Genomic DNA, 15,990 nt, shown 5'->3' with positions numbered 1-15,990 from the left:
ACATCATCTCCCTTTCCGATAGGAGCCAGATTGAATTCGTTCCCACCAAACCCGATTGTCAACATACCATTGAACCGTTTCCGCAAGCCCTGTCTCCAGCGTTTGCTCCGGCACCCATCCCAGCTCCTGTTTTGTCTTTGCTGGATCAATGGCATACCTGCGGTCATGACCACTCCGATCGGCCACAAAGGTGATTAAGGATTCCGGCTTGCCCAGCAATTGCAGTACAGATCGTACGATGTCGATGTTCGTTCGTTCTTGATGGCCTCCAATATTGTACACTTCGCCTACTGCGCCACGCTCCCATACTGCAGCAATGGCCGCACAATGATCACGCACATACAGCCAATCACGAACATTTAAGCCATCACCATACACCGGTATTGGCTGATTATGAAGTGCCTTGACAATAATGGTTGGGATCAACTTTTCTGGGAACTGATAAGGACCATAGTTATTGGAACACCTCGTGATAATAATCGGCGTTCCGTATGTGTGTACATAGGACCTGGCCAGTAGGTCAGAGCTTGCTTTGCTTGCAGAATAAGGGCTGTTCGGTTGAAGCGGTGTGTCTTCCGTAAAATACCCTGTTGCTCCGAGAGTGCCGTATACTTCATCTGTGGAAATATGAATTATTCGGGCTACACCGCTTGCCTTGGCAGCTTCAAGCAGGTGAAAGGTACCCAGCACATTGGTGCGTACGAACTGCTCAGGCCCTGTAATACTGCGATCAACATGTGATTCTGCCGCAAAATGAAACATAGCTTCATAGGTCTCGCTTTGAAATAGACTACGGACTTGCTCTGCATCCGTAATATCCGTTCTAACAAACTGATATCGATCCGAACTGCTCCATTTTTCCACATTATCAGGATTACCAGCATACGTAAGAGCATCCGCGTTCGTAATATGAATATCAGCATAATGCTCAAACATGTATCCGATAAAATTACTCCCGATAAATCCCATTCCCCCTGTGACTAGAAACTTCCTCATAACTGTACCCCACGCAGCTTCATCGCTGCTTCATTAAAGGAGTCAAAGGTTCCGGCATCTGTCCACCATCCCCTTAACACATCATATTTAAGACTATCAGCCTGTGCGTACACATTGTTAACGTCCGTAATTTCAAGCTCACCACGCGCTGAAGGCGCAATACTGTGAATATGTCGAAACACTTCAGTATCATACATATAAATACCTGTTACGCAATAATAGGACTTGGGCTGCTTCGGCTTTTCCTCAATCCGTATAATGTAATCTTGTTTTACCTCGTCAAATACGGGTACACCGTATCTTCTGGGATCAGACACCTTCTTCAGAAGTACACGGGCTTCACCTGAGCCCTGCTCCAGATACGACTGCACATAAGGAGTGATGTCATCTTGAAATAAATTGTCGCCAAGCAGCACAACAAATTTCTCTCCCGGAGCAAGAAAAGGCTCAGCCAACGATAATGCTTGTGCAATGCCACCGGCTTCTTCTTGGATAGAAAAGGTAACACGAACCCCGAATTGCTGCCCGCTTCCGATATATTCGGTGAACAAAGCTGCGGACATTTTTCCTGTAACGATAATTAAATCGGTCACTCCGGCAAAGCGAAGCCGCTCAATGCCATAGCTAATCATCGGATACTTGCCGACGGGAAGCAAATGTTTGTTCACCAGCTTCGTTAACGGATATAGTCGTGTTCCAGTGCCTCCCGCCAGAATAATTCCCTTCACATCTCTTCCTCCTCACATAAAATGGTGGGGATCGATATTCCATTTGCGCTTGAACAACTCATAATTACGCTGCACCAGTTGTCGAAGATGAGTCTCCCCGAGTTGTTTGAAGCTATGGCTGCCATAATGGTGAACGAACACATCCCCGCACATCATAATTCCGTAACCGCTCATACGCGCTCTTAGACAAAAATCATCATCCTCATAGTGTCCTGGATTAAATTGCTCATCCAGCAGGCCTATCGTATCCAAAACCTTACGTTTCAAGGCAAAACAAAGCCCAACTACACGCTGCACACGCTCACGCTTGAAACGATCGGGTTGATTAAGTTGTGCTGCTAATCGGTGAAACTGCTCTAGATCTTCATAAGGATGATTCACTTGTTGACGCCCGCTTGCGTAATTGGTAGTTGGTCCAACGATGCCAACTTCTTCATGCTCCATCAGAGCTTGACTTAAGTTGCGCAGCCAATAATGAGATACGACTACATCATTGTTAAGCAGCACGATTGTATCGCCTGAACTAATCAGCATCCCTGCATTGCATGCTGCGGGGAACCCCCTGTTCTCCGGCAGCGAAACATAAGTGAGCCTTTCCGCAATACAATAATGGCGTGTACCGTCTGAGGAATGATTATCGACCACAATGATCTCATACGGTACATCCGTATACTTGCGTATGGATGAGACGCAGTGCCGCAACAGTTCGCAGCGATTATACGTAGGAATAATGATGCTGGACAATGGCGCCGCTACATGGGCAAGTGTCATGTTCCATTCCTCCTGAGCGCGATCTGGTCACGACTACGCTGGGGCTCGTGAAGACGGTCACCGTACCATTTCCATATTTCCTGAATAGCTTCCACATGGTCCCCTAGTATAAGCTGAGCCACGGGATTGTGATCTCCAACGTTCGTGGCACGCATTCGATTATGTGTAATGACATCTACTACGTGAACTCGCTGCACGTTTAATCCATGCAGCAGTGCTAATGTATGCGCCCGCGGTGGGACACTAAGCGCATCAACACCGATGGTATCCACCGTACGCCGACTTAATGCGTGTGGCACTGCAGTCAGCGAATTCACATCCAGATCTTCTCTGCCCAGAGTGTGGTTAAGCCATAACTTGCAATGACTGATGGTATCCTGGTTGTCAAACGTACCCATAAAAGGACTAATATCGTTTAACGCGACATCTATACCACTTTCTACCGCCCAAATAAATGCACCCAAGTCCTCTGCTGGGACTTGGAGATCACTATCTGTAAACAGCATCACGTCTGCTCTAGCCAGCTTAGCACCTATGGAACGACCTACATCGTGCCCTATAGCATCCGGGTAATGGACAATCGTTGATGCAGGCGATGCTTCTCTTGCCAATTGTAAAGTCATATCCGTTGACCCGTTAACGATTATGATCAGTTCATCTAACACAAGACGTTCCAGTTCTTGCAGCACCGAGCTAATTCGTTCTTGTTCATTCATCGCGCTTATAATAACGGCATGACGCTTTGTCGCCGGAATCAGTACAACCGAAGGCAGCGCCAGTTCTGGCCCTGCTTCGCGGGAATACCCGGCCTGATAAGCTTTTCCTAGTGCCAATATCGCCTCGTACGATACAATATGCGAGAAGGCGTTGGCATAACATGCACTAAATGATCTCTTTAATGACTTTAAACGCGAATTCAGGTCCAGCAGCTGGTATTGGGCATCTCGTGCCAATTGTCCATCATGCATACCCGCCTCTTCCGAGCTCCGTATTACGGCAGCTGATACTAACGGTTCAGACAGCGGAGAATGCCGCTTCATTTGTTTGTCTTGCATCGATCCTGCAACTGTCTGCGCTGAACGCAATCGCCTCTTCTTGTGCCGCGGCCGTTGAAGTGGTCTTTGGCTTCTGTGAACAGCAGCTGCACGTCTGGATCGCTTCGCCTTACGTTGATATCTTCCTCGCCTCATTACCTTACGCTTCAACGATTTCACCTCACAAGATGGCGTTGTCGGTTTAAATCCGTGTAACCTCCCCGATTGCCCGCATGTTCAATGAGCCAGCGTACAGATTGAAGATGGTCATTGTCAATCAGAGATGTAAGTGGATCTTGCTCATACTGCTTCGTCCGTATCGGATTTAAACTGCCAACATCGATGCCGACCGTTCGTTCGACCCGAAGCCCCTGATGAACTGCCCTTGCATGAGCGAGCGGCGGGATCGATAATGAATCGGCGCCAATGGTATCCAAGGCTCTTCGGCTTAGGGCATGCGGAACAGCAGTCATGGACGTCCCTTTTAGATCAGATCGGGACAACAGTGCATTTAGCGTATGCTTGGCCAAGACGACACGATGTACATAACGCCTGTTGGTCGGTCCTGAATAATCATTTAAGGCCACATCTACACCTGCAGCAACGGCCCTAATAAAAGGTTTTAATCGCTCTGCTGGTATGACCATATCCCCGTCGATAAAGAGTAGAATCTCACCTTTCGCTGCCTCTGCACCTATGGTCCGGCCTACATCGTGACCCAGCGGATTGGCATGCCGAATGACATGCGCCCCGGCTCTTTCTGCTAGTAGACCTGAGCCATCAGATGTCCCATTGGACACCACAATGATCTCTGTTTCCGGATGAACTCTACGTGCCTCATGGATTACCTCCACGATCGTGCGACGTTCATTCATTACCGGGATAATGACCGACACGATTGGATGAGGATGCGATGTCCACTGCTTCCTCATCCTTTTCACGGCTTTCCGCCTACGCATACCCGTCTTTGTAAGACTCAGAGAGCTGAGGCGACGTATCGGCCTTTTCCCTCTGCGCAGCGATAATGCTGCTGTTCGTTTACCTGATCGTGCACCCGTCCGACTGCGATCCGAGCGATGTATCCGCTTAAGTCGACGCATGTATTCACCCCCTGCCACAAATAGGCCTGCTGCACCTGCTGCTACAACACATAGTATGAGCAGGGATAAATGTGGTAACGGCAAATGTACGTGTTGGCTGACTTTAGCCTTTCATTGCTGCCAAAAAAACGGTAGACCGGGACAGCTTTCTCCCGGTCTATTCCTTACAGGAATGGAACCTTTCCCATAATACATCCTCTAACAAAGCCGCGATTTTCCACTTTTGCCTCTTCATCACGATCTCTCGTATACGCCAGCTACGAGATGACGATCCACGACAGATGCCCTTGTAATGTGCCCCCTTTAAGTCGACGGACGATTGAGATGTCAGCACTATCCTTCCATCTTTGTGCTAATACGGCATAACATTCTTCATGATTGGTCATAGCGACAAGTACGTAATCAGGGGTATCGTATGGCTCTTGAAAATAAACCGTAAGTGTCATCCGATCTTCCACTTCGTTAAGTTCAAACGGTGTTGTGCCAAACTGCTGTAAAGCCGTACGTTTTGTAGCTGCGGTGCGAACTGGGGAATAGTTGCAGTGTTCTGCTGTTACTGCATATTTTTGTAGATGCTGTCCTTGAATTGCTCCTTCTTGCACATGTTCTGACTTGATGGCTCCATCCCGTATCGTCCGTGTAGATATCGAAGCCGTTGCAAGATGTTCCGTCATCACGGATTCGTTGCGAAGGTGTATGGAATGGATAGATTCCGCTGCCAGCTTCTGACCTGTCACTGCGTCATTTACCAGCTTATCATTTGTGATGCTATCATTCTGAATCATCGAAGTTATAATCGCTTCATCCTGAATATGATCACGGCCGATTGACTGCGGCAAGATCTTACTTCCAGATACAGCCCCATCTAACAGCTTCTCCTCCGTGATAGCCCCATCTTCTAGATGTTCTCTCCTGACAGCAGCAATCTGCAGCTGTAGAGGCCCGATCGCATGGGCTTGGATATGCGCGCCATTAATTTCGCAAGATCCAATATGCTGTGCGCCTACGGCGTTTTCCGCCAACTGCAGCTTACCGATTGCACCTGGCTCCAGATGGTCACACTTTACAGCCTCGAGACCGATCTGATCACTCGTCACACATCCTTGGGCGAGCTTCCCCGTTGTGACGCTTCGATCTGCTAGCTTATTTGACGTTACAACCTCATGCGCCAAGAGTTCAGTGGTTATTGCCTCTACTTGAATGTGTGACGCTTCGATCGCATGTATCGCTATCTTGGCGCTTGTAATACACCCGTCAGCTAATTTCTCGTTCGTAACGGCTTCATTCCGCAGATGCTCGCTGTGAATCACTTCCTGCTTTAAGTGGGCGCTATCCACAGCCTCTTCTGCCAGATGCTCTCCCTCTACCACTCCCTGGCCAATATGCTGTGCGCATACGGAACGATCAGCGATGTGTCGCGCCTCAATAGCTGCACTATCGATCAATTCCGCTTGAATGGAGTGTGCTATCAAATGCGCCCCTGTAATGGTTCTCATAGCCAGCTTTGTACCTGTCACACTTCCGTCCGCTAGCTTTTCATTTACAATAATATTGTCCTGCAGCATGAAGGACGCGATTGTATGCGGCTCAATATGTTCTCCTCGAACAGCATTAGATGCAATCTTATCACTCGTAACGGCTCCCTCTGCCAACTGTTCTTTTCCAACAGAAAGTTCTGCCAAATGATCCGTCCTGATCGAATGCACCGCAATTTGTCTGGACCCAACAGACATCGGCAATAAATGTTCCCCGCCTATTTCTGAATATGCAATGTGCTGCCCTTTAATGACACCGTCTCCCACATGACAGCTAAGAATCGCTTGATCAGCGAGGTGATTCGCTTGAACCGCCGCTGCTGACAAATTATCACTCTTCACTGCTCCCTCTGCCAGTCGTGACGTATCCACGGAGCGTTCCTTCAGCATATCAGTGCGAATAGAATCGGCTGCGATATGGCTCTCATTAATAATTTGCTCTCTTAAATGATGCGGAAGCAAAAAACCCTCTGTTAAATGGTGTGATGAAATAATAGCATGCTTTAAGTGTCTTCCATCTATGGCTTCCGCTTGGATATGCTTCGAACCAATCGTCTCGCTATGAATGTGATGCCCCCCAACAGCTGCATGCTGTATATGTTCCGCGGCAACGGCTCCATTCGCGAGATGCTCCTGTCCTACTGCATGCAAGGATAATTGGGTATGGCCTACAGCACCATCCGCAATTGCATCCATCCCTACAGATTGACGGGCCAGATGATCCGCTTGCACACTCCCTGCCATCAGATGCTGGCTCTCGATCGCTTCCGATTGGATATGAGCAGATGCAATAATATCTGATTGCAAATGCCCTCCATGTATAGCTCCCTGATCTATATGCCCTGAATGAATAGCTGCATGCTGTATATGACCAGACTGAATGGAATCCAACTCCAGATGCTCTTGTAGAACAGCACCTCGCTGGATGTGCTCTGCTGAAATTGCACCATAGGTTATATGCGTGCTCCCAATCGAGTGATCCTGTAATTTCACACCGTCTAGGCTGCCGTCCGCTATAAATTCTCCGGATAATATGTCCGGCCCGAGGTGATGGACATAAATACTGCCCTTTTTGACGTGATACCCCTGAATGGCCTCCACTCGGATATGCTTACCCGAAATCGTCTCCAGTGCAATGTGTTTGCCAGTAATCGCATTTGTATTTATCTTATCTTGCGTAATGCTGTTATCCACCAGCATTCCCGACGTGATGGACTGCTCCTGGATGTGACAGGCACCGATAATACCATCGTTAAGATGCTGTGTTTGAATAGCCCCATCAGCTAGATGCAAGGAGGAAATAGCCATTGCTCCCACTTTTGCGCTTGTAATACTGTTATCTTCTAAATGCCGTTCGCTGACGCTGCATGCCTGCAGTTGAGCAGCACCCACGCTGCCTTCGCCAAGCTTTGATTGTGATATTGCCCCATCCTGCAGATGCTCCGAATGTATGCTATCTTTGCTTATATGCGAAGCACTGATCGTCTCATTCGCTACATGCTCAGCATGAACGCTGTCAGCAGCAAGCAGCTTCGACACGATGCTATGGGGCGCTATTTTCTCTGTTGTGACAGCACCTGCTTGGATGGCTCCCTGATCAACAGCATTCAAGGACAGATGCTTGGTTTCGATCAATTCGTCGGTCAAGTGTCGAGACAAAATCGACTCCTCGTGAATTAATTCTTGTGTGATAGCCCCTTCGATAATATGAACGGTCTCCACACTGTCTGGAGCCAGCTTATCAGCAGTTACACTCTTATTAGCAAGCTTGCTGGTCGACACCGCCAAATCACTTAACTTATCGCTCGATACACTTTCCGGAGACAGCTTCAACGAGGTTACAATATGATCAGCTAGATGATGGGAATATATAGCTCCCATTCCCACATGGTAGTCGCGAATGGCTTGCGGCATAATCTTGTCGCTTGTAATAGTATCATTCTTCAGCATTTCCGACTTGATGGATTGCGCTCTTATGTGTTCGCTTCCGATCATATTTGGCGCAATATGATCATCCAGCACCACACCGTGGCCAATTGCAACCGAAGTAACAGCACCACTTTGCAGGTGGCGGGGGGCAATGCTGCCGTCAGCCACTTTTTCAGACGTTACACTCCAACTTGCCAGCTTCTCGACTGTCACAGCAGCGTCAGCAAGTACATCTGTAACTACACAGCCGCTGCCTAATTTCTCCGCTGTGATTGTACAGTCCTGAATATGGGCAGCCGATACACTTTGAAGATCAAGATGCCCGCTCTGCACTGCCTGCTGCGCCAAAATAGAAGAAGTGACTGCACCATTACGCAAATGTCGCTCTTCCACCGCAGCTGCAAGAATATGCTCCTTCCCAACGGATTGAGGCACTATATGCTCCGCATTTATAGCCATGTTCGCGATGTGCTGTGCATTTACGGCATGTTTCGCAATATGGCGCTCCTCAACAGCTTCGTCGGCCAGTTTGCCCGGTAGGATGCTTTGATCAGCTATCTTGGATGAGGTTACAGCATGGTCTACCAATTTAACTGTCGAGATAGACTGATCTCCGAGTTTTCCTACAGTAATGGCCTGCTCCTTCACGTGCCAACCATGAACTTCTCCCTGACCGATATGCTCCTGATGGATCGATTGTTCCACAAGGTGATAAGAATGAACAGCTGCGGGCATTAGCTGCTTGCCTGATATCGATTCCATCTTGATATGGTCGCCAGCGATGGCCTCGGGGGCAATATGTTCGCTGTCAATCTGCGAAGGCATAATGTGTCGAGACTCAATTGAGTAATCTGACAAATGATATCGGGTTACGCTGTGCTCTGCCAACTTATCACTTTGAACACTCTCTTGTGCCAGCTTATCAGAGGTTATTGCTCCCATACGGATTTTTGAGGATGTTATCGCTTCTTCAGCCAGCTTGGAAGTATCAACACTTTCGTTCGCTAGATTCTCTGTATGAATCGCACCACTGCGAATTTTGTCCGATGTAACGGCTTGTTCTTGAAGTAGTTCATTCGAGATAATCAGCGCACGTAAATGCTTCGTCTCAATCGAGCCTTCTGCGATCTTCGATGCGTCTATCGTCTTATCTGCCAGCTTCGCAGAAGTGATGCTGCCATCCTTTATTTTCTCGGATGTAATAGATCGATCCCTAATCTTGCTCCCAGAAATAGCATTACTGATAAGATGCTCGCCAGATATCGATTCCGCAGCAATCTTTGCGCCTGTAACGGCCCCATTCACTATTTTAATACCTGTAATGGCATGATCCCGCAAAGAGTCGGCGTTCACACTATCCCGCTTCAGCTTTGATCCATCGATGGAGTACGGAGCAATTTTCTCATTTGTGATCGCTTCATCCACAATGTCATCTGTGTAGATAAAAGCTTTAACGCGTTTGTGTTGTTTTTCCGTTAACAAATGCTCCCGTTGTTCTTCACTGACAACGTGCTGAGCTGCCTTGGAAAGTGGCAATTCCCCTGCTGCCCTTATTGGTTCGTTTACAATGAACTGGGTGTCGGTGTTCATGTTTACCACCGAATCATCTGTTTTTATTAATGATTCAGATGATTGAGATGGTTCAGAATTTTTCTCGAGCACAATTGGGCTCTCGCTACTTGGGGATATTAATGATTTAGCATGATGCTGCTGCGGAAGTTGAACAGACCTAGCCCCGATAATGGCCGTGCCTGCAATCTCTGCAGCCCCCCTTGTGCTTCCCGCTGCTCCCTCTGGGGCAGTTAATGCTTGTTCCGCTAACGCACTTAATGTGGCCTCTTTTTTGCTAGACATATTTGCTGTACTGTTCCTAGGAGATCGATCCAGCCATTTCAGTTCAGACGTATTCGGATTATCGACAATATATAGTGGTTTCTTCACTTTGGATGTCGAACGCGTATGCCTTTTCTTTTGCACGAACTTACTCCTTTCCGACTAACTGCAGTCTTAACCTAATTGATGTAACATCATATGCGTTAGGCTATCATCACGTCACTTACAGACCAGAAGGTCCAAGCATTAAAAAAGACCGTTCCCGTCCATTAACGAGAAGCGGTCGCACATAAGCTGATTTCATCTGCCCAACGTTCTGCTGTACGCCGCCAAGTATACAGCGACTCTACATGTTCTACACCCGCTTGGCCAAGCTGCTCACATAATGCCCTGTCTGATAAAAGGCGCTCCAATGCTATACTCAGCTGTGCCTCCATCCGGTGAGGAGGTACCAACAATCCTGTCTTTTCATCGACTACAACCTCTTGTATTCCGCCAACCCTGGAAGCTATCACGGGCACGCCAGAAGCCATCGCCTCCACGTTCACAAGACCAAAAGCTTCTCTCCTTACTGAAGGGACAACAACTACGTCTGCCATCGCATACCACGAGGGCACTTCTTCGTGAGACACATAGGGAACAAAACGGACATGCTCCCGATGTCGTCGCCCGATTCTCTCCAGTCTTCTGACATACTTCGTCTTGCGCTTGGAACCATAGAAAGCACTACCCACGATCACAAGCAATACCTCGGGGTGAGACTTCTTTAACCTAGGAACGGCTTGCAGCAAATGGTGTACTCCTTTTAAAGGAATGAGACGTCCTACATACAGCACGATTTTACGCTCTTCCCAGCCATGACTACTTTTGCCGGCGGTATATCGTTCTCTTCCCTCTTCGCTCCAGCGCGTCCTAAAACGTGCTCCATCCACACCAAGCGGGTTAATTACGATTCTGGCTTCGCAATCCGGCACCTTACGCCGAACCTCCTCATACAAATAGCGGCTGTTGACAAAAATCCGATCCGCAGACCGGAAGGCTGTGCGCAAAAGCTTCACTGAAATATGTTTACGGCTCATAAAAGTAGTGGAATGAAGGTTCAGCCAGACCTTAGTATTGGGAAACGAACGTTTTAATTCCAACACAAAGCGTGGCCGGTTTTCCACTTGCACAATATCAGGATTAAACGCTGCCAGACCATGAATGACGTCGCGGATATAGCTGCGTGTCGTTGATGATCGGATACGCTCACAAGGAACCCCACGAACAAGTCCATACTGTGCTTGCCCCGGCCACAATCTGCCGTATATACGTGCTTCCATACGTTCAGCAGCCATACTGACGACATATTCGACGACTCTTTCGACTGAGCTGCTGGCACCTGAAGGAATAGGGAATGTTCCGGGTGTGATGACAGCTACTCGGGGAAGCCGCATGCAATCCACCTCTTATTCTGTAAAATTAGACATTCGGCATTCTGCACTCGTCCATGCGAATGCTCGCGGACATACATACGATATTGTACAAACCGCTTGCAAAGCGTACATAGCGCTTTGACATAGAGGGAGGTACATCCATTGTTAGACAACCGTATAGGTATTCTGTTTAACGCCAGCATGCTGCGAGGGCTCACGCGCGGCAGAACCCGTCACGAGGCGATTGTGTATTATGAGGAAGCTGCTAAACGTCACGGCGTTGTCCCCGTATATTTCCGCTTGGAAGACGTGGATGTTCGTTCCCTGCAAGTAACGGCCTACATTCGCCGTCATGGCATGTATACGCGGAAACGAATGACCGTTCCGACCGTCATTCATAATCGGGCGATTTACTTTCGTTCTGATTTACACGCGAAAGTTCGAGCACTCGTCAATCGGGGCATTCAGTTGTTCAACCAAGTGAATCGATACAGCAAGCTGACGATTCATGAACTGCTGCAGCGTGATCCGGCGCTCGTCCCCTACCTACCGGATACAGTCCAGGCCGCGCACGGTACCCTCTTTAAGATGATGGAAAGACATCACTCCCTCATCTTAAAGCCTGCTAGTGGTAGCGTGGGTAAAGGCATCATGAAGCTTGATCGCACATCCCGAGGCTGGCAAGCCATGTTCTCCGTACACACGGCTGCCAAAGGCAACCGTTGGCGTACGATTGAGAGCCTTAATCAAGCTTTGCCTGGGCTCATAAGGACCCGCATAAGCCGTGGATCTTACTTGGTACAGCAAACACTGCCGCTTGCTACGTTTCGCGGCAGACCTTTCGATCTTCGTGTTTCGGTACAACGAGATGCAAGTCGCAATTGGCAAATTACCGGCATTGTAGGAAAAGTAGCGCCCTCATACACCTTCTTAACCAATGTAGCGCAGGGGGGGACTGTGCATACCTTTGAAGAGATTGCAGCCAACTCTTTACCATCGTTCCCCTTCCATAGACTGCGACAGCGTGTCTCCAGCTTATCGCTGCTAATCGCAAATAATTTGTCACAACAACTCCCGCATCTCGCAGACCTAGGTCTTGATATTGGTCTATCCCCGGATGGTACGCCTCTATTCATCGAATGTAATGGCCGCGATCAACGTTATAGCTTTCGTGAAGCCAATCTAATTACAGAATGGAAATTAACTTATGAGAACCCGATTGCATATGGCGCAAGTCTGATTTATCAGCCTCAAAATGCCCCGCTTATTAACTAACGTTAACGCGTTCCCTTACGCTCCAACTTATGATGTTATTGAAAAATGAGGCGTTCTGTGTCAAGATAGTCCAAAGGAACCACTGTATTTTCAGGTATCCTTAAACTACGCAGGACGCCTTTATAAAGGCGGACCGACAAATAGGTGATTACGTAATTATGATGAAGCGATTGTTGCGATTATTAACGGAGCTGTCCTCTCGCAAATGGGTATCCCGGATCGCAGGTACGGTGGCAAGTTCACGATTTAGCCGCAAACTTATCCCGACATTTGCCAAGTCTTATGGCATTCATATTGAGGAGGCGGAAAAAGCGTTACAGGAGTACGAGACACTTAACGACTTTTTCACACGTCGATTAAAGCCCGGTCTACGACCGCTGGCTGAAGGACAGGACAAACTGCTAAGCCCTGTTGACAGTATGATTACGGGGATGGGCCAGATTGAAGATGGTACGATTCTGAATGTAAAAGGGCAGGATTACACGCTCGATGAACTGTTGAATCGCTCACCACATCGACAAAAGTATAAGCACGGTTTTTATTTTGTGCTGTATCTCAGCCCAACAGACTACCATCGCATCCATTCACCAGTTACCGGACACACTGTAGAAAGTGAATATGTTCCTGGAAAAGTGTATCCAGTAAATGATTTTGGATTAAAGCATATGCGGCGTGTGCTCAGTCGCAATGAACGATTGATTACGTACATCCGCCATGATCATGGCGAAGTATCCGTAGTGAAGGTTGGAGCCCTTAATGTTAGTAGCATACGCTACGTGGATGATAAGGTGAATGCTAATTATGAAAGAGGCGGGGAATTGGCGTACTTCGAGTTTGGCTCTACCGTTGTACTGCTGACAGATACCGGAACTTTTACACCACGTGGGAATCTCAAATTAGGCGATAAGGTGAAGATGGGCGAGGAACTCGGACAGCTTCATACCAAAACAGCCAAATCATAAATTATTAAATGACAAAACCGTCTGAACCGCGCTCCCACTTCAGAGTGCCGTCAGACGGTTTGTTGTCGTTATAGTCAGCAGTATCTGCTACGCTCACGGCACGTCGCAAGTCTTACAGCACTGCGACAATTGCGAGGTCACATTTACTCAAATAATATCACCTTCGGCTCGCGAACATGTTCTGTCATCATCATATGCAGTTGTGCACGGTGATGGTAAACGTGGCCTACCATCTCCACCAGCCATTCATATCGGGAGTAACTTACTCCCCAATACGATGTAGTCTTCTCCATAAGCTCCACCTCGGAATATCCCTTATAAAGGTATTCCAATTGATGCAGTCCTGCCAATGCTACTTCTTTCGCACGCTGCAGCGTGTGAGGTTCGTGCTCCTTGTAGAACACACGCATCTCTTCTTCACTCGCTCCCTCGACGATACGCCTATCCGCCATACAGATCATGGACAAGTGTACGAGTAATTCCCGCAATGAACGCTTATTTGCTATCGGTGATATGTCCAACTCTGAATCTGTTAACTGGTCCATCATCTTGACCACCGATTGTACTGCCACTTTCAGTTGGTGTAATGAAGCCTCTACATATAAGTTCAATATAGTCCTCGCTTTTATTCCCCGCCAACAATCATATGTTCAGTTAATCGTTTGCATGTTTCTTCATGTACTTTCGGTCGCTGTGGGTCTAGTATCGCTAGGAACTGCTGGTATAACGATTCCAGCTCTATGTTACGATTCAAGATGTCCATGGCAGCTTCATATACCTGCTCATTTTCATACATCTGAATCTCAACAAACTTTGTCGGCTCCTCTTCACAGCGGACATGAAGCATCGTATAGTCGACCACAGTCTTATAAATCTGATCGGAGCGATCCACAATAGTCAGGCACTTATTAAGTTGATTAGGTTGAACATAATAGCGATAAATTTTAATAAACACGGTCCTTTTTCCTCCACAAATTCCTTACTTGTTGTCCGTAATAGCCGCTTTATAGCATCTTCTTAAATCCCTTAACATCAACGGTATAACCTAATGCCTCATAGAATCGATGCGCTTCTGTCCGCTGCGAACCTGAGATCAGCATTGTACAAGTACATTCATAACTGCGTGCAATATGCTCCGCATGCTCCATCAGCCTGTTGCCAATACCAAGTCTTCTGAAGCGAGAGGAAACAACAACATTCTCAATCAGCATAAATGGCCGGCAATCTCCAACAAGATCCCAACATAAAATACAAGTAATCGAACCTGCCAGTTCCCCGTCACACTTAGCGCCGAGCAGTCTGTATTGAGAGTTGGCAGCTATATGATCATACACCGTATTCATACGGCTCAAACTACCAGAAACCCCCATCAATTCTTCGTATAGCCCATTTAAGGCCGTTAGGTCCTCATGGCTAATGGGTTCAATCGTAATCATGCTGTTACCTTCTTTCTGGATGATACCTCTTTTAATGTCTTTCACCGACAAAATACCTCATGAATACTACTGATCCTTACTGCTGTATGTGCTAAAGATGAATTCACTAATTATTTTATATAAATATAATACGGCGTAGGCGTGATAAAAACCACTTAACAACTGATCTCAGAGCATAGAAATAAACTCCTAAGAATAGGATGAAACTGACATTGATGATAAAGGAGGTTAAGCATGTCATTTAAGAAATATATAGCCGAGTTCTTAGGAACACTCGTTCTTGTCCTATTCGGGTGTGGCAGTGCAGCAACAGCAGGCGGTGAGCTTGGCTATCTTGGAATCGCATTTGCTTTTGGTTTATCTATCGTAGCTATGGCTTACGTAATTGGACCAATCTCAGGATGTCACATTAATCCTGCAGTTTCATTGGCTATGCTGCTTACCAAGAAATGTTCAGGTGGTGATTTCATAGGTTACGTCATTGCACAACTCCTCGGAGCTGTGTCCGCATCGGGAATCCTCTATGCCATCATTAGCTCTACAGGCACAACGACTGTGTCCAATCTCGGACAGAATGGCTTCGGCACTGGTTATGGGATAGGAATTACGATGGGAATGGCGTTTATTGTTGAGATTATTCTAACCTTTGTGTTTATTTACACCATACTCGGAGTAACCTCCGGTTCCAGTAACAGCAGCGTTGCCGGGTTAGTCATAGGACTTACGCTCGCATTCGTTCACATTCTTGGAATCGGGCTTACTGGTACCTCAGTTAATCCAGCAAGAAGCTTTGGGCCTGCTATTCTGCTAGGTGGAGAGGTCCTCTCCGAGCTGTGGGTATTCATCCTTGCTCCACTTATCGGTGCGATTCTAGCCGCTCTAGCCTATAAAACGATTAATCAACGGAGTCAGCAGGCATAATCAAATAACCATCACCCAAGAAAAGAAGATCCTGAATTGCATGGAAATGAGTCAT

13 protein-coding genes are annotated in these 15,990 nt (G+C 47.5%); 3 read left to right on the top strand and 10 right to left on the bottom strand.

Annotated elements, in window-relative coordinates; translation table 11 throughout:
* Positions 1-3: 3 nt before the first annotated feature.
* From rfbB to MH117_RS21860, 7 genes are all read right to left on the bottom strand, one after another.
* Complete coding sequence (gene rfbB, locus MH117_RS21890) at positions 4-996, bottom strand: dTDP-glucose 4,6-dehydratase (protein WP_239332469.1); 993 nt, start codon at positions 994-996, stop codon at positions 4-6.
* Positions 993-1,724 (bottom strand): sugar phosphate nucleotidyltransferase, encoded by a 732-nt coding sequence (locus MH117_RS21885; RefSeq protein ID WP_239332468.1) that lies wholly within the window; start codon positions 1,722-1,724, stop codon positions 993-995. The genes rfbB and MH117_RS21885 overlap by 4 nt, the downstream gene beginning before the upstream one ends.
* Before the next feature lie 12 nt (positions 1,725-1,736).
* Positions 1,737-2,495: a glycosyltransferase family 2 protein gene (locus MH117_RS21880; protein WP_239332466.1), complete on the bottom strand. Its 759-nt coding sequence runs from the start codon at positions 2,493-2,495 to the stop codon at positions 1,737-1,739.
* The gene (locus tag MH117_RS21875; protein ID WP_239332464.1) at positions 2,492-3,700 is read right to left on the bottom strand and encodes a glycosyltransferase family 2 protein; all 1,209 of its coding nucleotides are present in this window, start codon (positions 3,698-3,700) and stop codon (positions 2,492-2,494) included. The genes MH117_RS21880 and MH117_RS21875 overlap by 4 nt, the downstream gene beginning before the upstream one ends.
* Positions 3,701-3,705: 5 nt before the next feature.
* A complete protein-coding gene (locus tag MH117_RS21870; RefSeq protein WP_239332765.1) occupies positions 3,706-4,488 on the bottom strand; it encodes a glycosyltransferase family 2 protein in 783 nt (260 codons plus the stop codon).
* A gap of 398 nt (positions 4,489-4,886) precedes the next feature.
* A complete protein-coding gene (locus MH117_RS26740) occupies positions 4,887-10,070 on the bottom strand; it encodes a WIAG-tail domain (protein WP_239332462.1) in 5,184 nt (1,727 codons plus the stop codon).
* A 125-nt stretch (positions 10,071-10,195) separates the two neighbouring features.
* The gene (locus tag MH117_RS21860; protein WP_239332460.1) at positions 10,196-11,362 is read right to left on the bottom strand and encodes a glycosyltransferase family 4 protein; all 1,167 of its coding nucleotides are present in this window, start codon (positions 11,360-11,362) and stop codon (positions 10,196-10,198) included.
* A gap of 141 nt (positions 11,363-11,503) precedes the next feature.
* Here MH117_RS21860 and MH117_RS21855 point away from each other — a divergent pair, with 141 nt between their 5' ends.
* Both MH117_RS21855 and asd read left to right on the top strand, forming a co-directional pair.
* A complete protein-coding gene (locus MH117_RS21855) occupies positions 11,504-12,616 on the top strand; it encodes a YheC/YheD family endospore coat-associated protein (protein ID WP_239332458.1) in 1,113 nt (370 codons plus the stop codon).
* Between the two features lie 158 nt (positions 12,617-12,774).
* A complete protein-coding gene (asd, locus tag MH117_RS21850; RefSeq protein ID WP_239332456.1) occupies positions 12,775-13,578 on the top strand; it encodes an archaetidylserine decarboxylase in 804 nt (267 codons plus the stop codon).
* 143 nt (positions 13,579-13,721) lie between these two features.
* On the opposite strand, the gene MH117_RS21845 is transcribed toward asd, so the two are convergent.
* From MH117_RS21845 to MH117_RS21835, 3 genes are read right to left on the bottom strand one after another with little or no spacing between them, the layout of a single operon-like run.
* On the bottom strand, positions 13,722-14,189 hold the full coding sequence (locus MH117_RS21845) for a DinB family protein (RefSeq protein ID WP_239332454.1): 468 nt from the start codon (positions 14,187-14,189) through the stop codon (positions 13,722-13,724).
* 14 nt (positions 14,190-14,203) lie between these two features.
* Positions 14,204-14,533, bottom strand: coding sequence for a hypothetical protein (locus MH117_RS21840; protein ID WP_239332452.1), 330 nt, complete (start codon positions 14,531-14,533; stop codon positions 14,204-14,206).
* 49 nt (positions 14,534-14,582) lie between these two features.
* Complete coding sequence (locus tag MH117_RS21835) at positions 14,583-15,059, bottom strand: GNAT family N-acetyltransferase (RefSeq protein WP_239332450.1); 477 nt, start codon at positions 15,057-15,059, stop codon at positions 14,583-14,585.
* 189 nt (positions 15,060-15,248) lie between these two features.
* On the opposite strand from MH117_RS21835, the gene MH117_RS21830 reads away from it, so the two are divergent.
* Positions 15,249-15,935 (top strand): MIP/aquaporin family protein, encoded by a 687-nt coding sequence (locus MH117_RS21830; RefSeq protein ID WP_239332448.1) that lies wholly within the window; start codon positions 15,249-15,251, stop codon positions 15,933-15,935.
* Positions 15,936-15,990: the final 55 nt, after the last annotated feature.

It is taken from the genome of Paenibacillus sp. ACRRX, from assembly GCF_022346885.1.
Lineage (GTDB): Bacteria > Bacillota > Bacilli > Paenibacillales > Paenibacillaceae > Paenibacillus_B.
Note: the sequence above shows the minus strand (reverse complement) of the source record. Positions and strands in the feature narration are given on the sequence as shown.

Bases quoted from the DNA above. Each gene is read 5' to 3' on its own strand.
- rfbB (WP_239332469.1), bottom strand. From the start codon at position 996: ATGAGGAAGTTTCTAGTCACAGGGGGAATGGGATTTATCGGGAGTAAT.
- MH117_RS21880 (WP_239332466.1), bottom strand. From the start codon at position 2,495: ATGACACTTGCCCATGTAGCGGCGCCATTGTCCAGCATCATTATTCCT.
- MH117_RS21870 (WP_239332765.1), bottom strand. From the start codon at position 4,488: ATGCGTAGGCGGAAAGCCGTGAAAAGGATGAGGAAGCAGTGGACATCG.
- MH117_RS21860 (WP_239332460.1), bottom strand. From the start codon at position 11,362: ATGCGGCTTCCCCGAGTAGCTGTCATCACACCCGGAACATTCCCTATT.
- asd (WP_239332456.1), top strand. From the start codon at position 12,775: ATGATGAAGCGATTGTTGCGATTATTAACGGAGCTGTCCTCTCGCAAA.
- MH117_RS21830 (WP_239332448.1), top strand. From the start codon at position 15,249: ATGTCATTTAAGAAATATATAGCCGAGTTCTTAGGAACACTCGTTCTT.